A 19,720-nucleotide genomic window follows, 5' to 3' on the forward strand; every position below is an offset into this window, starting at 1 on the left:
CAAACGATCACTGACCGCCTACGACCACTAACACCAACTTCACGGAATCAACCGTCTAGTGGTGGTTCCGGCAGGGCTTGGTCGAGCCGCGCCGGGAGACTCCCGAACAGGGCGGCGGGGGCGCCCCGGACGCTTCCTCTTCTTCGGTGGCCAGCATCTGCTCGGGATAGACGTTCCACGCGATTTCGCAGTCGCAGAACGCTCCCCGGTTCTCCAGCCGTTCCTCGAGTGCGGTGGCCCGTGGCGCGCACGCGTCCCGCCAGCGCCGGGTCCAGCGGAAGGTGCCGTCGCAGCCGAAGTCGTCCAGCATGCGGACGACGAAGCAGGCCAGGCACTCCCGGTCGACCGGGGTGGTCCACTGCTCTTGCAGATCGCCGACGAGGTTTTCGGCTTCGGCGAGCGGTCCGGTGTTCATGTGATTCCTCCTCAGGGGTGGGTACATCGTGTCTAGCACCGGGGTCCGACAAGTTCGGCGGACCTTGCGCGGCCGACACCGGTGTGCGTCAATGAACCCGCAATGAACAAAGGAAAACTGGTACGTACCTCGAAGAGGTTGTCGCTGCATCTGCGGCACGCTCCCGAACGGATCGGCATCGAACTGGGGCCCGGCGGCTGGGTCCGCGTCGAGGAGCTGTTGACCGCCCTGTCCAGCCACGGGCTGTCCCTCACCCGCGCCGAACTGGCGGAAGTCGTGGCGGAGAATGACAAAAGAAGGTTCGCATTCGACGAAACCGGCGAGCTGATCCGCGCCAATCAGGGGCACAGCGTCGCCGTGGATCTGGATCTGCCGCCCGCCGATCCGCCCGCACTGCTCTACCACGGCACCGTGGAACGTTTTCTGGAAGCGATCCTGCGCGAGGGATTGCGCCCGATGAACCGCCACGACGTGCACCTGTCGCCGTCCGTCGAAACCGCGACCCGGGTGGGCGCCCGCCGCGGTCGCCCGGTCGTCCTCGAAGTCGACGCGCGGGCCATGGCGGCGGCCGGGCACGAGTTCCGCGTCAGCGCCAACGGCGTCTGGCTCACCGCTCGAGTTCCCCCGGAATTCCTGCGCCGCACTCAATGAATTCGCCGGGCCGGGGCACGATTTCCTGATGGCACAAGAACAGCGCCACCGAGTGCTGTTGATCACAGCCAAAACCAGGAATAACCGCACCGGGCGCGGGGTTTCGACCTGCCGGAAACCACACTGGCGGGAGCGGAATTGACCACGGCGCAGCAGGCCCAGCGAATCGAACAAAACGAGCAAATCGACCCTTCCGGAGCGGAAAAGCCGAAAACCGCCCGCTACGCGCTCATCCTCGGCGGGCTCTCCGCGTTCGGCCCGCTCTCCATCGACATGTACCTCCCGGCGCTGCCGACGATGAGCAAGGACCTGCACAGCGCCGATTCCACGCTCCAGCTCACGCTCACCGCGTTCATCATCGGCCTCGCGATCGGTCAGCTCGTCCTGGGCCCGCTCTCCGACGCGCTCGGCCGCCGCAGGCCCCTCCTCTTCGGCCTCGCGCTCTACGCCGTCGCCTCGGTCCTGTGCGCGCTGAGCCCCACCACCGAACTCCTGATCGCCGCGCGCGGCCTGCAGGCGGTCGGCGCCGCGGCCGGGATCGTGATCGCCCGGGCGACCGTGCGCGACCTGTTCTCCGGCACCGCGATGACGAAGTTCTTCTCGATGCTCATGCTGGTCAACGGGCTCGCCCCGATCCTCGCGCCGATCATCGGCGGCCAGATCCTCACCCTCACTTCCTGGCGCGGCGTCTTCGTCGTCCTCACCGTGTTCGGCGCGCTGCTGCTCGCGGTCGTCGCGGTCGCCCTGCCCGAACCGCTGCCCGCCCACCTGCGGCGCCCGGCGCGCCTCGGCGCCACCCTCCGCACCTACGCCGGGCTGCTCGCCGACCGGAAGTTCCTCGGCTACGCGCTCGCGTCCGGCCTGATGTTCGCCGGGCTGTTCGCCTACATCTCCGGCAGCTCGTTCGTGCTGCAGGACGTGTACGGCCTCAGCCCGCAGCAGTACAGCCTGGTGTTCGGCGCGAACGGCCTCGGCATCGTGCTCGTCGGCCAGCTCAACGGCCGGATCGTCGGCCGGTTCCCGGAGCGCGCGCTGCTCACCACCGGCCTGCTCGTCTCCGCCGCGGGCGGGCTCGGCGTGCTGCTCGCGGCGATCGGGCACTTCCCGCTCGCGGTGCTGCTGATCCCGCTGCTGCTCATGGTCTCCAGCATCGGCCTGGTCATGCCGAACTCGAACTCGCTGGCACTCGCCGAACACGCGCACAACGCGGGTGCCGCGTCGGCGCTGCTCGGCGTGCTGCAGTTCGTCGTCGGCGGCATCGCCACCCCGCTGGTCGGCCTCGGCAACGGGCACAGCGCGGTCCCGATGGCCACCGTCATGGCCGGTTTCGGCGTCGCCGCGCTGATCGCGTTCGCCACGCTGACCCGCGGCGCCCGGCAGGCCGCGTGACGGGGAATCAGGCCAGGCTGGCGAGTTCCGCGTCGCGCAATTGCACGGCGGTCACCGTCGTGCGACTGTCCACAAGGGACTGCAGCGCGTCGCCGTCGTCCCACATGTTGACGTTCATCGCCGCGGTGACCTGACCGTCGCGCAGCCAGAACGCGATGAATTCGCGGGCGGTCAGGCTCCCCCGGATCACCAGCTCGTCGGTGTCCGGATCGGCGAGGCCGCGGTACTCGCAGCCGAGATCGTATTGATCCGAGAAGAAATACGGCGTCGCGGTGTACGGCTCGTTCTCGCCGATCAGGTTGCCCGCGACGTGCGCGCCCTGCCCCTTCGCGTTCTGCCAGTGCTCCACCCGCACCCGCCGCCCGTAGCGCGGGTGGAAATGCGCGGCGATATCGCCGACCGCGTAGACGTCCGGCGCGGCGGTCCGGAGCCCGGCGTCGACGCAGACGCCGCCGTCGTCGGCGATCTCCAGCCCGGCCGCGTGCGCGAGCCCGACGCGCGGCGCGGCGCCGATCGCGACCAGCACCACGTCGGCGGACAGTTCGGTGCCGTCGGCCAGCCGCACGCCCTTCCCGTCCTCGATGAACTCGGCGACCCTGGCGCCCAGTTTGAAGGTGACACCGTGGTCGTTGTGCAGCTCGTGGAAGACGGCGGACACCGCTTCGCCGAGCACGGTCACCAGCGGGCCGCCCAGCTGATCGATCACCGTGACCTCGGCGCCGTGTTTGCGCGCGGCCGCGGCGGCTTCGGTACCGATCCAGCCCGCGCCCACGATGATCACGCGTTCCGCGCCTTCGAACGCCGACCGCAGCGCGAGCGAATCGTCCAGGGTCCGCAGGGTGCGCAGGCCCGGCGAATCACCCCCGGGCACCGGGAGCGAACGCGGTTCGGAACCCGTGGCCAGCAGCAGCCGGTCGTAGCGGTGCTCGTCGCCCACCGAATCGAGGACGAGCCGGGCGCCGAGTTCCACCCGGGTCGCGCTGACGCCGAGCCGCAGATCGATGTCGTGCTCGGCGTAGAAGCCTTCCTCGTGCACCCAATCGGGTTCTTCCGCGTCGCCGAGCAGGATGCTCTTCGACAGCGGAGGCAGCTCGTAGGGCCGGTGCGCTTGTTCGGCGAGCATCAGGATTTCACCCGAATAGCCGCGTTCTCGCAGTGCTCCCGCGGCGGACGCGCCGGCCAGCCCGCTGCCGACGATGACCACTCGCTTGGGTTCGGACATCCCTGACCTCCCGTCCACGGCGTCACTGCACCTGGCGAAGGTACCGCCGTTGCCCGTTCCCGGCAGCCCCGCGAAACCCGTCGGTAGTTTTTTCGCGGCATCGCGTCACGAGGTCCGGGCCGACCCGTCACAGCCCCGCAGGGCACGACAAATGCGGCGAAAACGCAGGAGGCGAGTCAGGTGGCGGCGCAAGAGGAATGGGCCATCAGCTGCCGGGATCTGGCCGGCCGGCGAAGGGACCTGACGGTGTTCGTGAGCAGCGATCGCGTGGTCATCGTCGCTCCACCCGGCGAGGCCGCGGTGCTCGCCCCCCTGGATGTCGGCAGACTGCGCGCGGCGTTACGCGATGCCGTCGTGGCGGTGGGCCACGCGACGGAAGGCATGTGATCCGACGCCCGCCCGGGTACCATTCCTACTCATGAGTAGGTAAGCTCTCCTCGGACTGACAAAGAGCGTTTCCTGCTTAAGGGTGTCGAGGATGACGAACTACTTCGTGACGGGCGCGACCGGGTTCATCGGACGGCGGCTGACCGCGCGCCTGCTCGCCAGGCCGGAGACCGGAACCGTGTACGCCCTGGTGCGGGAGACCTCCCGCGGCCGCCTGGCCGCCCTCGCCGAGCAGTGGCCGCACGCCGAACGCCTGGTGCCGGTCACCGGCGACCTCACCGAGGACGCCCTGGGGGTGGACCGCGCCGGGCTCGACAAGATCGACCACGTCCTGCACCTCGGCGCGATCTACGACCTGACCGCCAAGGAAGAAGCGAACCGGGCGGCGAACGTCGACGGCACGCGCAACGTGATCGCCTTCGCCGCGGCGGCGGGCGCGTCCTGGCTGCACCACGTCTCCTCCATCGCGGTGGCGGGCAACCACCCCGGCAAGTTCACCGAATCCGACTTCGATCTCGGCCAGGGCTTCGACTCGCCGTACCACGCGACCAAGTTCGAGGCCGAGAAACTGGTGCGCGAACAGGACGCGGTGCCGTTCAAGGTCTACCGGCCCTCGGCCGTGGTCGGCGACTCGCGCAGCGGCGAGATGGACAAGGTCGACGGGCCCTACTACTTCCTCCCGGCGATCTCCCGGCTGAGCGCGCTGCCCGCGCGGCTGCCCCTGGCCGGTCCGGACCTCGGGGCGACGAACCTGGTGCCGGTCGACTACGTGGTCGACGCGATCGAATGGCTGATGCACCGCGACGCCCCGTCGGGTAGCACGTACCACCTGGGCTCGCCGCGGCCGCAGCCGTTGAACGAGGTGTACAACGCGTTCGCCGCGGCCGCGGGGGCGCCGCGGATCGGGGCGACGACCCCGCCGCGCGTTTCGGCCGCCGTGCGGGCGGCCGGGAAGCGGCTCGCGAAATGGGGCGCCGCGGGGGTCGACCGGCTGCCCGGCGGGTACTCCGCCCGCAAGGCCGTGCTGACCGAACTCGGGGTGCCGATCGAGGTGCTGCCGCATCTGAGCCTGGAGGTCGACTTCGACACCGCGGCGACGACCGCGGCACTGGTCGGCAGCGGGATCGAACTGCCCGAACTGGCCGACTACGCGGGACCGCTCTACCGGTACTGGCTCGAGCACCTGGACGTGGACCGGGCGCGGCGGCGGCGCGGGAAGGAGCCCCTGCGCGGGCGGACCGTGCTCATCACCGGCGCGTCCTCCGGTATCGGGGAGGCGACGGCGATCCAGGTCGCGGCCCGGGAGGCGACCGTGCTGCTGGTCGCCCGGCGCGCCGACGAACTCGAACGGGTGCGGGCGAAGATCGCCGAGGGCGGGGGCAAGGCCGCCGTGTACCAGTGCGACCTGACCGACGGCGACGCCGTCGACCGGCTGGTCAAGGACGTGCTCGCCGATTTCGGCGGGGTGGACATGCTGGTCAACAACGCCGGCCGGTCGATCCGGCGGTCGATCCGGCATTCGACCGAGCGGTTCCACGACTTCGAACGGACGATGGCCATCAACTACTTCGGGCCGGTCCGGCTGATCCTCGGCCTGCTGCCGTCGATGACCGAACGGCGGTTCGGGCACATCGTGAACGTGACCACGCAGGGCCTGCAGACCGACACCCCACGCTTCGCCGCGTACCTGGCGTCCAAGGCAGCGCTGGAGGAGTTCGGCCTCGCGGCCGGGCGGGAGACCCTGTCCGACGGGATCACGTTCAGCTCGGTCCGGATGCCGCTGGTGCGGACCGACATGATCGCGCCGACCGGGCTGTACCGGACGCTGCCGGCGAGCAGCCCGGAGAAGGCCGCGGAACTGGTGGTCAAGGCACTGGAGAAGCGGCCGGAGATCGTGAGCCGGCCGGAGGGCACCGCGGCGGAACTGGCGACCCGGCTGATGCCCCGCGCTTCGCGGCTGGCGGCACACCTGGCCTACAGCGCGGTGCCGGAGTCGGCGCCGGAACTCAAGGGCAAGCGGCGGAAAGCCCCGCTCGCCGGGGTGGCGGGGGCGGTCACCCGGCTGGCGTGGCGGCGGCGTTCGTAAATTCGGTTGCGCGGCGGACGCCGCGCCGAAATGATGGCGCACGAGTGATCGCGGACCGGCGTTTCGCCGGTGATGGAGAAGGAGGTGCCACGTGTCCAGGACTGTGCCGGGCGCTGCCACCGCCCATCCCTTCGCCCCGCGAGGCTGACGCGCCGTAGCGCTCCTGGTGGGGCATCCCCCCACGAGGAGATCTACCAGTGCGCGAGCACGATTTCGAAACCTACGAAGACCGTTACGACACCGCGCCGCGGCAGAAGCGGCGGAAGCCGCGGTTCGACGACGAGCCGGCGCCCTCGCGCGCCGGCCGGATGACCGAGGAAGAACGCGGACGCGTCGCCCGGCTGCGCGAGGACGCGTACACCGAAACCGAAATTCCCGGTGGCGGCGACCGGTTCTCGACCTGGGACGAAGGCGAACGCGGTCCGGAACCCCGTCCGGACTGGCTGGTGACCGAACTGGCCGCGGTGGACGTCGAACTGGGCGTCCTCAAAACCGGCAAGGAAGCCGACGTGCACCTGCTGCGGCGCGTCCTGCCGGGCTCCCCGCACGGGTGCCTGCTGGCGGCGAAACGGTACCGCAGCAACGAACACCGGCTGTTCCACCGCGACGCCGGCTACCTCGAAGGCCGCCGGATGCGCAAGTCGCGGGAGATGCGGGCGGTACAGACCCGCACCGCGTTCGGGCGCAACCTCATCGCCGAACAGTGGGCGGCCGCCGAGTTCTCCGCGTTGAGTCGCTTGTGGACGATCGGCGCGCCGGTGCCGTACCCGGTGCAGCGCAACGGAACCGAACTGCTGCTGGAGTTCCTCGGGGACGCCGACGGGGCGGCCGCGCCGCGGCTGGCCCAGTTGCGGCCCGAGCCGGGCGAACTGCGGGAACTGTGGCACCAGCTGGTCGCGGCGCTCGAGGTTCTCACCGGCGAGGGCCTGACCCACGGCGACCTGTCGGCGTACAACCTGCTGGTGCACGACGAGCAGCTGATGCTCATCGATCTGCCGCAGGTGGTCGACATCGTGGCCAATCCGCAGGGACCCGATTTCCTGGCCCGGGACGTGCGCAACATCGCGCGCTGGTTCGCCGCACGCGGCCTGGACGACGGCGAACTCGACGTGGAAGCGCTGATCATCCGATTGCGACGGACCGCCGGGCTGCCGTGAGGCACGCCACCCGGGGCGGCAGGTCGTGGGTCCTTGCCCACACATGCCGCCTCGGGTTGGGGCGTTCGAACACGCTCGGGTAGACTGATCACAGACCGCAACCGGCGGCGTGGACACTTCAGAAGTTCTTCGCGGCCAAGCCGACCGAATGGCTCGCGGTAATCCACCCACCAACGGTGTCAAAAGCACCGGGTTCGTCCCTGTGAACGCCCATCGAGCGAGATGCTGTCCTGCCTGCGCGGGACCGACCGGGCCTCCTTGCGACGTGCCACGTCCGAGAGGCAGTTAGTGACAGTCACGCTCAATTCCGGGGATACCGCTGTGCGTCCGGCCCGCAAGCCGCGCCGCCACACCAGCACTCCCTCGTCCGCCCCGACCAAGTCGTTCGCGGACCTCAACCTGCCCGAGCCGCTGCTGCGCGCGCTCCGGGACGCCGGAATCACCGAACCGTTCCCCATCCAGACCGCGACCCTGCCGGACGCGCTGGCCGGACGGGACGTGCTCGGCCGCGCCCAGACCGGCTCCGGTAAGACGCTGGCCTTCGGGCTCGCGCTGCTGGCCCGGCTGGACGGCGGCAAGGCGCGCGCCAAGCGGCCGCGCGCGCTCGTCCTGGTGCCGACCCGCGAACTGGCCATGCAGGTCGCCGACGCGCTCACCCCGCTGGCCAAGGCGCTCGGCCTGTGGTGCCGGACCGCCGTCGGCGGGATGGCCTTCACCCGTCAGGCCGACTCGCTCAACCGCGGTGTCGACCTGCTGATCGCCACCCCGGGGCGCCTGTCCGACCACGTGCGGCAGGGCACCTGCGTGCTCTCCGACGTGAACTTCGTCGCCCTCGACGAGGCCGACCAGATGGCCGACATGGGCTTCCTGCCGCAGGTCCGCGAGATCCTCGACCTGACCCCGGCGCGCGGGCAGCGGCTGCTGTTCTCCGCCACGCTGGACGGTGACGTCAAGAAGCTGGTCGACGCGTACCTGAGCGATCCGGTCGAGCATTCGGTCGCCCCGGTCACCGCGAGTGTGACCACCATGGACCACCACGTGCTGCAGGTGTCCCGTCAGGACAAGCAGGCCGTGGTGACCCAGATCGGCGCCCGCGAGGGCCGCACGATCATGTTCGTGCGGACCAAGCACCACGTCGACCGGCTCACCGAGCGGCTGCGCGCGGTCGGCGTGCACGCCGGCGCGCTGCATGGCGGCAAGACCCAGGGCCAGCGCAACCGGGTGCTCGCCGACTTCAAGGAAGGCCACACCCCGGTGCTGGTCGCCACCGACGTCGCCGCGCGCGGGATCCACGTCGACGGGATCAGCCTGGTGCTGCACGTCGACCCGGCCGCCGACCACAAGGACTACCTGCACCGCGCGGGCAGGACCGCGCGGGCGGGTGCGTCGGGCACCGTGGTCACGCTGATCACGCACGACCAGCGGCGCACCGTGCGCCGGATGACCGAACGCGCCGGGGTTCGCGTGGAAAGCGCGCAGGTCCGTCCCGGCGATCCGGAACTCGCCCGCATCACCGGCGCCCGCGAGCCCAGCGGTGAACCGGTCGTCGAGCGCCGCCGCGAACCCGCACCGCGTCGCGGCGGCCCCCGGGGCCACGGCGGCGGGAACGGTTTCGGCGGCCGCTCGGGTGGCTTCCGCGGCCGCCGCGGTCAGCAGGGTGGCGGACGCCCGCAGCGCTCCGGCCCTCGCCCGTCCCGCCGCAGCTAGTTACCGCTCGGGAGGAAGGGACCTTTACTACGGTTAAACGGTAGTAAAGGTCCCTCGCTCACGATTGGCGAGAGCGAAGGTCCCTTCCTGCCGCGGCTGCCGCGGTTAGCAGGTGACGAGTTCGAAGGTGCAGGCGGGGCGGCCGCCGAACCGCTTCCCGGCCTCGATCGCGACATCGCGCAGGAGCACCTCCGGGTCGCCCATCTCCCCGCCGAGCCCGTCGAGATACGCCTTGTGCTCCCGCAGCGAGGCGATCCCGCGGTCGAGGGTGTCGGTGATGTCCTCGGCGTGCGTGCAGTGCGGCGAGGCCCCGATGGCGGCCCAGCGGACCCCGCCCCACGGTTCGAGTCCCAGGTCGCGGAAGAGCCAGCGGTTCCCGGCGTCGCGGACCGCGTCGAGCGCGGCCTGGCCGACGTGGCGGTGGTCGGCCATGTTCAGCCAGCCGTTCTCCCAGGTGTCGTGGTGGTTGATGAGCACCACCAGTTCCGGGCGGTGGCGCCGGATCGCGGCGGCGATTTCGCGGCGCAGCGGGATGCCGTATTCGATCAGCCCGTCCGGATGGTCCAGGAACTCCACCTGATCGACGCCCACCACGGCCGCGCTGGCGATCTGCTCGGCCGTGCGGACCTCGGCGCACCGCTCGGGCTCCAGCCCGTCGATCCCCGCCTCACCCCGGGAAGCCAGCAGGTAGGTCACCGCGCGTCCCTGCGCGGTCCACTTCGCGACGGCGCCCGCGCAGCCGTATTCCAGGTCGTCCGGATGCGCGACGACCGCCAGCGCACGCTGCCAGTCCGTCGGCATGGGCAACAGGTCGCCGTCCGTCATGCCCCTCACTCCCACCCTCGATCCGCACCGATGCGAAACTGCCAGGCGTGAACGTACCCGCCGAGCACGAGCAGACCTTCGACTGGCTCGACGTCGAAGCCGAGAAGCGGACCCAGGCCGGGCTGGTCCGGCGCCTGCGTCCCCGCGACGCCGCCGAGCAGGAGCTCGACCTGGCCGGGAACGACTATCTCGGGCTGGCCAGGGACAAGCGGGTGGCCGGTGCCGCGGCGGCGGCCGCGCTGCGCTGGGGTGCGGGCTCGACCGGTTCCCGCCTGGTCACCGGCTCGACCGGCCTGCACGCCGAGCTGGAACACGAGCTCGCCCGGTTCTGCGGCGCCCAGGCGGCGCTGGTGTTCTCCTCGGGCTTCACGGCGAACCTCGGAGCGGTGACCGCGCTGTCCGGCCGGGAGGCGGCCATCGTCACCGACAAGTACATCCACGCCTCGCTCATCGAGGGCTGCCGCCTGTCCCGCGCGGACGTGGCCGCGGTGGCGCACAACGACCCGGCGGCGATGAAGCACGCGCTGTCCACCCGGCGCAAGGAACGGGCCCTGGTGGTCACCGACTCGGTGTTCTCGGTGGACGGCGATCTGGCCCCGCTCGCCGACCTGGCCACGATCTGCCGCGAGCACAAGGCCGCGCTGCTCGTCGACGACGCGCACGGGCTCGGCGTGCTCGGCGAAGGCGGCCGCGGGGCCGTGCACGAGGCCGGGCTGGCCGGTGCGCCGGACGTGGTCACCACGATCACGCTGTCCAAATCGCTCGGCGCCCAGGGCGGCGCGGTGCTCGGGCCACGCCGGGTGATCCGGCACCTGGTCGACACGGCCCGCAGCTTCATCTTCGACACCGCGCTCGCCCCGGCCAGCGCCGCCGCCGCGCTCGCCGCACTGGGCGTGCTGCGCGGCGAACCGGAACTGGCGGAGCGGGTGCGCGACGCCGCGACCCGGCTGTCCGGGCTGCTGCGCGACTCCGGGTTCACCGTGAGCACCCCGGACGCCGCCGTCATCTCGGTGCACGCGCCCTCACCCGAGGCCGCGGTCGCCTGGGCGGCGGCGTGCGCCGAGCAGGGGGTGCGGGTCGGCTGCTTCCGGCCGCCCTCGGTGCCCGACGGCATTTCCCGGCTCCGGCTGACCGCGCGCGCCGATCTCAGTGAGTCCGATGTGGACACGGCGGCGAAGGTGATCGCGGAATCGGCGCCTAGGGGCGCAGCATCGTGATGTGCGGGATGCCGTCCTCGTCGAACGGTTCGCCGACCGGACGGTAGCCGAACTTCGCGTAGAAACCCTGCGCGTAGGTCTGCGCGTCCAGCACGCTCGGCGCGTCCCCGGCGAAATCGAGCGCGGCTCCCATGAGTCGCGCGGCCAGTCCCCGGCCACGCGCGGATTCCGCGGTGCACACCCGCCCGATCCGGTACCGCCCGTCCGGTTCGGTCAGCACGCGCAGGTACGCGTCGACGCCCGCCTCGCCGGGCACCCAGAAATGCCGGGTGCCCGCCAGCGGATCGTGGCCGTCGATCTCCGGGTACGGGCACTTCTGCTCGACGACGAACACGTCCACCCGCAGCCGCAGGATGTCGTGCAACTCGGCCGCGGTCAGCTCCGGGCCGGGGCGGTCAAGGAGATGCGGGGTCTCGGTCACCCCGCATTCCTAACATCCCTCAGAACAGGAACCGGGTACCGGCCTGCTGCCGGATCTCGCCTGCGAAGGTGAGCACCCGGGTGTACACGCCCGGCTTGTCCGGTTTCGCGCAGCCGTCCCCGAAGGACACGATGCCGATCACGGTCTCGCCCACCACCAGCGGGCCGCCCGAGTCGCCCTGGCAGGCGTCCTTCCCGCCCTCGGGGTACCCGGCGCACATCATGGTGCTGTTGTTGTAAGTGCTGACCTTGCTGGAGCAATACCCGTCGCCCTGGACCGGAACGTCGACCTTGCGCAGGAACTCGGAACGGTCGCCGCCCTCGGCGATCCGGCCCCAGCCGAGCACGGTCGCCCGGGTGCCTTCGGCGTACAACGAGGTGTCCTCGGGGAGCTTCGCGGGCTGGTACCGCACGGGACGGCTCAGCTTCAGCACGGCGATGTCGCTGCCCGTGTTGGGGTTCTGGAACGCCTGCGGCACCCAGATGTCACGCACCGTTACGGCCTCGCCGTCGCTGCTGCTCTTGTTCTGCCGACCGGTCACGACCCGCACGTCGGACTTCGGAAACGCGCGGGCGCAATGCGCGGCGGTGACCGCCGCCGAGTCGCTCACCAGGACCGCGCCGCAGAACTGGTTGCCGGACCGCTCCGTCAGGTAGGCCGCGTACGGGTAGTCCTTGATGGACGCTTCCGTGCCGCCGACGATGTACGGCTGGACACCCGTGCGCGCGGTGTCCGCCCCCGCCGCGGCCGGGACGAACGCCCCCACGGCCGCCAGGACTCCGGCGACGGCCAGGAGCTTTCTCTTGCGACGAGCCTTCTCGGACACGGTTGTGCTCCTTTCACCGGACAGGAGAATGGGGGCCAGGATCGGGGTCCATGGCGATCACGCTCGGCAACCAGCGGATTCCGGCATGTACGCGTGCAGTCGCAAACACCCTAGTCCGGATGTCGCTTTCCGGGTGTCACTGAATCGGGTGGTCTACGGAGTGGTCATTGCTTCGTGCCAAGCTGGACCCGTGCGATTGCGGACGGCGACGGCTCTCCTCGGGGCGACGGCGATGCTGCTCACCGGCTGCGGTTCCGGCGAACCGCCCGCGGCCCCGCCGCCTCCCCCGCCGACAAGCCCGATGATCATGGACGCGCCCGCACCGGCGACCACCCCACCCCCGTCCACCAGCGCATCCCCGGTGCCTGCCTGGCAGGTCGGCGCGCATCCGCTGCCCCGGCGACCGGACGGCTTCGGCCAGGTCCTGCCCACCCCGCCCGAGCTGGTCGACCGCGCGCTGCCGACCAAGGACCTGCTCCCGCCGCCCGCGGACGACCAGTTCGCCGCGACGGTCAACGGCGTGCCTTCGAGCGTGCTCTCGCGCAGCACCTGGCAGGCCGGATGCCCCGTCCAGGTGAACGAGCTGCGCTACCTGACCCTGTCGTTCTGGGGCTTCGACGGGCGGGCGCACACCGGCGAGCTCCTGGTCAACGGCTCCGTCGCGGACACCGTCGTCGCGGTGTTTCGGCAGCTGTTCGCGGCGCGGTTCCCGATGGAGGAGATGCGGGTGACCCGGGCCGACGAACTGGACGCGCCGCCGACCGGGGACGGCAACAACACCAGCGCGTTCGTCTGCCGACCCACCCGGGGGCAGACGACCTGGTCGGCGCACGCCTACGGGCTCGCGATCGACGTCAACCCGTTCTGCAACCCGTACACCAAGGGCGATCTGGTGCTCCCCGAACTCGCCTCCGCCTACACCGACCGGTCCCGCGCGCGGCCCGGCATGGTGCTGCCCGGGGACGCCGCCGTGCGCGCGTTCACCTCGGCGGGCTGGACCTGGGGCGGCACCTGGACCGAGCCGAAGGACATCATGCACTTCAGCGCGAACGGCAAGTAGGGAACAGGCGGACCGGGCCTGGAGTTGAACAAGCTGACCGAGCAACCCTCGCGCGAAGGATGGCGACGTGCCCCACTTTGACCTCGTGATCGTCGGAACCGGCTCCGGGAACTCGATCCTGGATCCCCGGTTCGCGGACTGGCGGACGGCGATCGTGGAAAAGGGTGTGTTCGGCGGCACGTGCCTGAACGTCGGCTGCATCCCCACCAAGATGTTCGTGCACACCGCGGACGTGGCGGCGACGCCGTCGATCAGCTCGCGGCTCGGGGTGGACGAGGATCTGCGCGGGGTCCGCTGGGCCGACGTCCGCGACCGGATCTTCGGCCGGATCGACCCGATCGCGGCGGGTGGCCGGGAGTACCGCATCGGGCACGAGGACAACGCGAACGTCACGGTGTACGAGGGCGAGGGCCGGTTCACCGGGCACAAGGAACTGCGCGTGTCCTTCGGCGACGGGCGGGCGCCGGAGACGATCACCGCGGACCGGTTCGTGCTGGCCGCGGGCGGGCGCCCGGTGATCCCGGACATCCCCGGGCTCGCGGAAACCGGCTACCACACTTCCGACACGATCATGCGGATCGACGAACTGCCGAAGCGGCTGATCATCCTCGGCAGCGGGTTCATCGGCGCGGAGTTCGCGCACGTGTTCGCGTCGTTCGGGGTGGAAGTCACCGTCATCGCGCGTTCGGGCGCGCTGCTGCGCTCGGAGGACGAGGATGTCAGCGCCCGGTTCACCGAGCTCGCGATGCACCGCTTCGACGTCCGGCTGCACCGGAAGGCGTTGCGCGCGCAGCGTTCCGGCACCGGGATCGCGCTCGAAGTGGAGGGACCGAACGGGGCCGAGACCGTCGAGGGCGACCTGCTGCTGGTGGCCACCGGCCGCGCCCCGAACTCGGACCTGCTGGACGTCGCCGCCACCGGTGTGTCCACTCTGGACAGTGGGCATGTGGTGGTGGACGACTACCAGCAGACCGCGGTCGAGGGGATCTACGCGCTCGGGGACATCTCGTCGCCGTACGAGCTCAAGCACGTCGCCAACCACGAAATGCGGGTCGTGCAGCACAATCTGCTCAACCCCGGCGACCGGATCAAGGCCGATCACCGGTTCGTGCCGCACGCGGTGTTCTCGGCGCCGCAGATCGCCTCGGTCGGCCTGACCGAACGGGAAGCCCGGGCGCGCGGCATCTCCTTCGTCACCTCGAAGCAGGACTACGCGGGCATCGCCTACGGCTGGGCGATGGAGGACACCACCGGCTTCGCGAAACTGCTCGCCGACCCGGCGACCGGGCAGCTGCTCGGCGCGCACATCATCGGCCCGCAGGCGTCGACCGTGATCCAGCCGCTGATCCAGGCGATGAGCTTCGGCCTCGACGCGCGAAGCATGGCCCGGGGCCAGTACTGGATCCACCCCGCCATGCCCGAACTGATCGAGAACGCCCTGCTGGGCCTCGACCTGGACTGAGCCCGATCGGCGCTTGGCCACACTGGCCCCCGTATACACGTGAGGGAACCGAGTGCTGGGGGTCGTGACCGATTAGGCCGGTTCTAACCGGCCCAAACACTCACGACCCCAACCATTGGCCGGGTCGGTGCGATGTGCCGAGATCTCTTGGCGGCCAAGAGAAGGCAGCTCGCCGCCGAATCGCGGTCACCGCTCAGACGAAGCGCTTTCGCCCGGCGAGTGCGCCCGCCACCATCTGCAGGGCGAAGACGGTGAGCATCACCAGGAACGGCACGGTCCAGCCGTGGGTGAGGTCGTGCACCAGGCCGAAGACGAACGGGCCGACCGCGGCCAGCAGGTAGCCGAAGCCCTGCGCCATTCCGGACAGCCGCGCGGTGTCCTCGCCGGTGCGCGCCCGCAGCGCGATCACCGTCAGCGCGAGCGAGAACACGCTCATGCCGAGCCCGACGAGAATGCTCCACAGCAGCGGCGCCGCGCCGGGTGCGACGGTCAGCCCGACCATGCCGGTGAACCCGAGCACGCCGAGGCCGACGATCCACCCGCTCTGGCTGCCCTGCCGCGCGGCGATCGGCGGCACGGTGAGGCTGATCGGCACGGCGATCAGCGAGATCAGGCCGAGCAGCAGTCCCGCGTCCCCGCGGCTGACTCCGGCGTCCATCAGCACCTGCGGCAGCCAGCCCATCACCACGTACGCCAGGAACGCCTGCAGGCCGAAGAACAACGTCACGATCCAGGCCAGCGGGCTGCGCAGCAGGGAACGGCCACCCCGCTCCTCGTCGGCGGCGGCCCGCCTTACTCCCGCGTGGCCCCGCGCGGCGAGCGTCCACACCACGAGCGCGAGGACCGCGAGGACGGACCAGCTCGCCAGGGCCTGCCGCCAGCCGCCGAACGCGGTGTCCAGCGGCGGGGTGAGCGCCGAACCGAGTGCCCCGCCGCCCTGCAGGGCCGCCGTGTAGATCCCGGTCATCAGGCCGATCCGGGCCGGGAAGGAGTCCTTGATCACCACCGGGATGAGCACGTTGATCAGCGCGATCCCGGCGGTCGCCACGAGCGTGCCGCCGAGCACGACCAGCGGTCCGTCCAGCACGCGCAGCAGCAGGCCGACGGTCAGCACGGCGAGCGCGAGGCCGACCGCGACCCCCTGCCCCCACCGGCGCGCGAGCAGCGGCGCGGCGAGCCCGGCCGCGGCGAAGCACAGCCCGGGGACCGTGGTCAGCAGGCCGGCCCAGGTCGCCGAGGCGCCCAGCGAGTGCCGCATCTCGTCGAGCAGCGGCCCGATGCTGGTGATGGCGGGCCGCAGGTTGAGCGCGGTGAGCACCACCGCGACCGCGAGCAGCGCGCCACCGGCCAGGGTCGCCATCCGGGCCCGCGGCATGGGCTCGACGGCGCCTTCGAGCTCGAGTTCTAGCCCGTGCTCGAGTTCGAGACCATAGCGATGCTCCATGCTGGAAACCCGAGATGAATCAGACACGTCAGCTACTATGACAGACATAGGATGATTGGGTGAAAGGATCTTACTGTGCCGTTGGCCACCACGCGTCGCGCAGGCCTCGTCGATCAAGTGATCGCCCAGCTACGCACCGCGGTCACCCAGGGGGAATGGCCGGTCGGGCACCGCGTTCCGACCGAAAGTGAGCTCGCGACCACGCTGGGCGTCGGCCGCAACACCGTGCGCGAGGCGGTCCGGGCGCTCGCGCACAGCGGGCTGCTCGAGGTGCGGCAGGGCGACGGCACCTACGTGCGCGCGACCAGCGAGGTCTCCGGCGCCGTCGGCCGCCTCTGCGGTTCGGAACTACGCGAGGTGCTTCAGGTGCGCCGGATCCTCGAGGTCGAGGGCGCCCGGCTGGCGGCGACCGCGCGCACCGAGGACGAACTCGGCGAGCTGACCACGCTGCTCGACGTCCGGGACAAGGCCGGCCAGGAGCGGCGGTTCGAGGAATTCGTGCGCGCGGACGCCGAGTTCCACCTGATGGTTGTCCAATGTGGACACAACACGGTGCTGACCGAGCTGTACCGGGGGCTGACCGAGGTGGTCATGGCGAGCGTCGCGACCACCTCGCGAGCCGACATCGGAGAGGGCACGGTGATCACCAAAATCGGTCACCGCGGGCTGCTGCGTGCGATCGCCGACGGCGACCCCGAGCGGGCCGCGGCCGAAGCCGCGGGCTTCCTCGACGAACTCCTCAGGGAAGAGTGAGGATCTCCGCGCCGGATTCGGTCACCAGGAGGGTGTGCTCGAACTGGGCGGTCCACTTCTTGTCCTTCGTGGTGACCGTCCAGTTGTCGTCCCAGATGTCGTAGTCGATCGTGCCCAGCGTGATCATCGGCTCGATCGTGAAGGTCATGCCCTGTTCGATCACTGTGGTCACCGAGGGCTCCTCGTAGTGCAGCACGGTCGGCGCGGTGTGAAAGGCGGGGCCGACGCCGTGCCCGGTGAAGTCCCGCACCACGCCGTAGTCGAACCGCTTGGCGTAGGACTCGATCACCCGGCCGATCACGTTGAGCTGGCGCCCGGGCCGGACCGCCTTGATCGCGCGCATGGTCGCCTCGTGGGTGCGCTCGACGAGCAGCCGCGCTTCCTCGGACACGTCCCCGGCGAGGAAGGTGGCGTTGGTGTCGCCGTGCACACCGCCGATGTAGGCGGTGACGTCGATGTTGCAGATGTCCCCGTCCTCGATCACCGTCGAGTCCGGGATGCCGTGGCAGATGACCTCGTTCAGCGAGGTGCAGCACGACTTCGGGAAGTGCCGGTAGCCCAGGGTCGACGGGTAGGCCCTGTGGTCGAGCAGGAACTCGTGGATGACCTTGTCCACGTCGTCGGTGGTGTTGCCCGGTTTGACGGCCTTGCCGCCCTCCTCGAGCGCCTGCGCCGCGATCCGGCCGGCCACCCGCATCGCCTCGATCACCTCGGGCGTGCGCACGCCGTTGCCGGTGTCGCGCTTCGGCGCCGGCTTGTCCACGTACTCGGGACGGGTGATGCTGGCGGGTACGGGACGGCGTGGCGTCTGCACGCCGGGCTTCAACGGGGCACGCTCGGGCATACCTCCACCCTACGACGCGTCCCGGACGCCTGTCGGCGGACGGTCGGTTCAGCCGATCGCGGTGAGGAACCGGTGCGCCGCTCCCACCGCGGGCGCCGAGGTGCCGCCGCCGACCAGCAGCACCGAGAAGGCGAGGTCGCCGGTGTAGCCGACGAACCAGCCGTGCGCCCGCGTCCCGTCCCCGAACTGCGCTGTTCCGGTCTTGCCGTGCACCTCGGGGAGTTCGGCGAGCGCGCCCGCGGTGCCGGCGGTGACCACCTCGCGGGTCATTCCCCGCAGCGCGGCCAGCACGTCCGGGCGGATCGGGCGGCCGAGGTGCCGCGCCTGGGCCGGGGTGCCGCGCAGCAGCACGGGCACCGGGATCCGCCCGGCCGCGACCGTCGCGGTGGCGATCGCCATCCCGAACGGGCTGGCGAGCACGGTGCCCTGGCCGAAACCGTTCTCCGCCTGCTGCACGAGGTTGCCCGCGGGCGGGACGGAACCGGTGATCGTGGTCAGCCCGGGCAGCACGAAGTCCGCGCCGATGCCCAGGTCCCGGGCGGCGTCGGTGAGCGCGGTGGCCGGCAGCAGGGTGGACAGCTTCGCGAACGTGGTGTTGCACGAACGCGCGAACGCCGTGGACAGCGGCACGGTCCCGAGCGCGAACCGGTCGTCGTTCGGCACCACCCGGCCGTCGAACGTCGCGGTCGCCGGGCAGTCGACCGGGGTGTCGGATTTCACCTTGTCCGCGCTGAGCGCCGCGGTCGCCGTCGCGATCTTGAACGTGGAGCCGGGCGGGTACCGGCCGGTGAGCGCGATGGCGCCTTCGGCGTCGGCCGCCGCGTTCTGCGCGACGGCGAGGATCTCCCCGGTGGACGGCTGCACGGCGACCAGCGCGGCCGGGCCCGGGGCGTCCGCGAGCGCCTGCTCCCCCGCGGCCTGGATCCGGCGGCTGAGCGTGCTGACCACCGCGCCCGCCGGTTGCGCCGCCTGGGCGTGCAGCTCGGTCACCTCGCCCCCGGTGGCGTCGAGGGTGACCACGCGCCAGCCCGCCTTGCCGGTGACCTGTTCCTCGACGGTCGAGCGCAGCGCGGGCAGCACCTGCTCGGCGAGCTGCTTGTCGGCCGGCAGCAGGCGTTCCTGCTGGGTGAATCGCACCCCGGGCAGTTCGTAGATGCTCGGCCGGACCTGCTGGTAGTCGGTCGCGCGCAGGCTGGCCACCGGGTAGGAATCCCCGGAGCGCACGCCTTTCACACCGTCCACAATGGACTGTTTGGTGATGCTTTCGTCCAGCGGGTGCAGCGCGGCGGCCAGTTTGCCGGCGACCGGGTCGAGTTCGCCGGCCTTGGCCGGGTCCAGGAGCACGCTCACCACGGTCTGCGGATCGAGCAGGGTGGCGCCGTCGCGGTCGAGCACCGGCGCGAGTTCCGGGGTTTCCGCGCGCAGTGCGAGCGTCTGCTGCGCGGCGAGCTGGGGATGCAGCGCGGACGGCAGCCAGTGGATCTGCCAGCGGTCGTTCGCCGAGTAGAGCTGCGCTTCGCCGTCGTAGGCCCAGAGGCGGGCGTGTGGCAGGTGCCAGGCGAGCCGGAAGTTCGCGGTCGCCGTGGACGAGCCCGCCGCGTTGTGCACGCGGCGGACCTCGACGTCGATCGATTCCGGGGCCAGCGCGGACCTGGCCTGGTCGAGTACGGCCTTCGCGGAATCCGGCGCATCGGTCAGTTCCGCCGCGCGGGCGGTGTCGCCCTTCGCCAGGGCGCCGAAGAACTCCGCGGTGACCTCGTCCGGCCCCGCCGCCGAGGCGAACACCCCGCAACCGCCCGCGACGCAGGCGGCAACCAGCACCAGTACCACCAACGGGTGACGTCTGGACCCCAC

18 protein-coding genes are annotated in these 19,720 nt (G+C 71.0%); 10 read left to right on the forward strand and 8 right to left on the reverse strand.

The genetic code is table 11. The features are described 5' to 3' along the window. Positions 1 to 55 precede the first annotated feature (55 nt). Positions 56 to 415, reverse strand: a complete 360-nt coding sequence (locus FXO23_RS42350; RefSeq protein ID WP_158893127.1) for a DUF2695 domain-containing protein — start codon at positions 413 to 415, stop codon at positions 56 to 58. A gap of 102 nt (positions 416 to 517) precedes the next feature. Here FXO23_RS42350 and FXO23_RS42355 point away from each other — a divergent pair, with 102 nt between their 5' ends. Continuing rightward, positions 518 to 1,066, forward strand: coding sequence for an RNA 2'-phosphotransferase (locus tag FXO23_RS42355; protein WP_158893129.1), 549 nt, complete (start codon positions 518 to 520; stop codon positions 1,064 to 1,066). A 183-nt stretch (positions 1,067 to 1,249) separates the two neighbouring features. Continuing rightward, positions 1,250 to 2,455, forward strand: coding sequence for a Bcr/CflA family multidrug efflux MFS transporter (locus tag FXO23_RS42360; protein WP_246258363.1), 1,206 nt, complete (start codon positions 1,250 to 1,252; stop codon positions 2,453 to 2,455). A gap of 7 nt (positions 2,456 to 2,462) precedes the next feature. Here FXO23_RS42360 and FXO23_RS42365 read toward each other — a convergent pair whose 3' ends face one another. Next, the gene (locus FXO23_RS42365) at positions 2,463 to 3,677 is read right to left on the reverse strand and encodes an NAD(P)/FAD-dependent oxidoreductase (protein ID WP_158893131.1); all 1,215 of its coding nucleotides are present in this window, start codon (positions 3,675 to 3,677) and stop codon (positions 2,463 to 2,465) included. Between the two features lie 180 nt (positions 3,678 to 3,857). On the opposite strand from FXO23_RS42365, the gene FXO23_RS42370 reads away from it, so the two are divergent. The 4 genes from FXO23_RS42370 to FXO23_RS42385 all read left to right on the forward strand — a co-directional run bounded on the left by FXO23_RS42370 (position 3,858) and on the right by FXO23_RS42385 (position 9,014). Then, complete coding sequence (locus FXO23_RS42370) at positions 3,858 to 4,064, forward strand: hypothetical protein (protein ID WP_158893133.1); 207 nt, start codon at positions 3,858 to 3,860, stop codon at positions 4,062 to 4,064. A 91-nt stretch (positions 4,065 to 4,155) separates the two neighbouring features. Beyond that, positions 4,156 to 6,150: an SDR family oxidoreductase gene (locus FXO23_RS42375; protein WP_158893135.1), complete on the forward strand. Its 1,995-nt coding sequence runs from the start codon at positions 4,156 to 4,158 to the stop codon at positions 6,148 to 6,150. A 197-nt stretch (positions 6,151 to 6,347) separates the two neighbouring features. Then, positions 6,348 to 7,307, forward strand: a complete 960-nt coding sequence (locus FXO23_RS42380; protein WP_158893137.1) for a serine protein kinase RIO — start codon at positions 6,348 to 6,350, stop codon at positions 7,305 to 7,307. Between the two features lie 288 nt (positions 7,308 to 7,595). Beyond that, complete coding sequence (locus FXO23_RS42385) at positions 7,596 to 9,014, forward strand: DEAD/DEAH box helicase (RefSeq protein ID WP_158893139.1); 1,419 nt, start codon at positions 7,596 to 7,598, stop codon at positions 9,012 to 9,014. A gap of 105 nt (positions 9,015 to 9,119) precedes the next feature. Here FXO23_RS42385 and FXO23_RS42390 read toward each other — a convergent pair whose 3' ends face one another. Next, complete coding sequence (locus FXO23_RS42390; protein WP_158893141.1) at positions 9,120 to 9,839, reverse strand: PIG-L deacetylase family protein; 720 nt, start codon at positions 9,837 to 9,839, stop codon at positions 9,120 to 9,122. A gap of 47 nt (positions 9,840 to 9,886) precedes the next feature. Between FXO23_RS42390 and FXO23_RS42395 the strand changes: the two genes are divergently transcribed. Continuing rightward, positions 9,887 to 11,056, forward strand: coding sequence for an 8-amino-7-oxononanoate synthase (locus tag FXO23_RS42395; protein WP_158893143.1), 1,170 nt, complete (start codon positions 9,887 to 9,889; stop codon positions 11,054 to 11,056). On the opposite strand, the gene FXO23_RS42400 is transcribed toward FXO23_RS42395, so the two are convergent. Together FXO23_RS42400 and FXO23_RS42405 are read right to left on the reverse strand one after the other, a co-directional pair. Then, positions 11,037 to 11,477: a GNAT family N-acetyltransferase gene (locus FXO23_RS42400; RefSeq protein ID WP_158893145.1), complete on the reverse strand. Its 441-nt coding sequence runs from the start codon at positions 11,475 to 11,477 to the stop codon at positions 11,037 to 11,039. The genes FXO23_RS42395 and FXO23_RS42400 overlap by 20 nt on opposite strands. Positions 11,478 to 11,496: 19 nt before the next feature. Beyond that, a complete protein-coding gene (locus FXO23_RS42405; RefSeq protein WP_158893147.1) occupies positions 11,497 to 12,303 on the reverse strand; it encodes a S1 family peptidase in 807 nt (268 codons plus the stop codon). A gap of 190 nt (positions 12,304 to 12,493) precedes the next feature. Between FXO23_RS42405 and FXO23_RS42410 the strand changes: the two genes are divergently transcribed. After that, positions 12,494 to 13,363, forward strand: coding sequence for a M15 family metallopeptidase (locus tag FXO23_RS42410; RefSeq protein WP_425484960.1), 870 nt, complete (start codon positions 12,494 to 12,496; stop codon positions 13,361 to 13,363). A 67-nt stretch (positions 13,364 to 13,430) separates the two neighbouring features. Continuing rightward, positions 13,431 to 14,825: a mycothione reductase gene (locus tag FXO23_RS42415; RefSeq protein ID WP_158893149.1), complete on the forward strand. Its 1,395-nt coding sequence runs from the start codon at positions 13,431 to 13,433 to the stop codon at positions 14,823 to 14,825. Between the two features lie 193 nt (positions 14,826 to 15,018). Here the strand turns inward: FXO23_RS42415 and FXO23_RS42420 are convergent, their stop codons facing one another. After that, positions 15,019 to 16,269, reverse strand: a complete 1,251-nt coding sequence (locus FXO23_RS42420) for a CynX/NimT family MFS transporter (protein ID WP_158893151.1) — start codon at positions 16,267 to 16,269, stop codon at positions 15,019 to 15,021. A 75-nt stretch (positions 16,270 to 16,344) separates the two neighbouring features. On the opposite strand from FXO23_RS42420, the gene FXO23_RS42425 reads away from it, so the two are divergent. Continuing rightward, complete coding sequence (locus FXO23_RS42425; protein ID WP_158893153.1) at positions 16,345 to 17,022, forward strand: FadR/GntR family transcriptional regulator; 678 nt, start codon at positions 16,345 to 16,347, stop codon at positions 17,020 to 17,022. Here FXO23_RS42425 and map read toward each other — a convergent pair. Beyond that, on the reverse strand, positions 17,009 to 17,866 hold the full coding sequence (gene map / locus FXO23_RS42430; protein WP_158893155.1) for a type I methionyl aminopeptidase: 858 nt from the start codon (positions 17,864 to 17,866) through the stop codon (positions 17,009 to 17,011). The two genes, FXO23_RS42425 and map, sit on opposite strands and share 14 nt — an antisense overlap. Positions 17,867 to 17,914: 48 nt before the next feature. Continuing rightward, a complete protein-coding gene (locus FXO23_RS42435; protein ID WP_179957035.1) occupies positions 17,915 to 19,720 on the reverse strand; it encodes a penicillin-binding transpeptidase domain-containing protein in 1,806 nt (601 codons plus the stop codon).

The organism is Amycolatopsis anabasis (assembly GCF_009765355.1).
Classification (GTDB): domain Bacteria; phylum Actinomycetota; class Actinomycetes; order Mycobacteriales; family Pseudonocardiaceae; genus Amycolatopsis; species Amycolatopsis anabasis.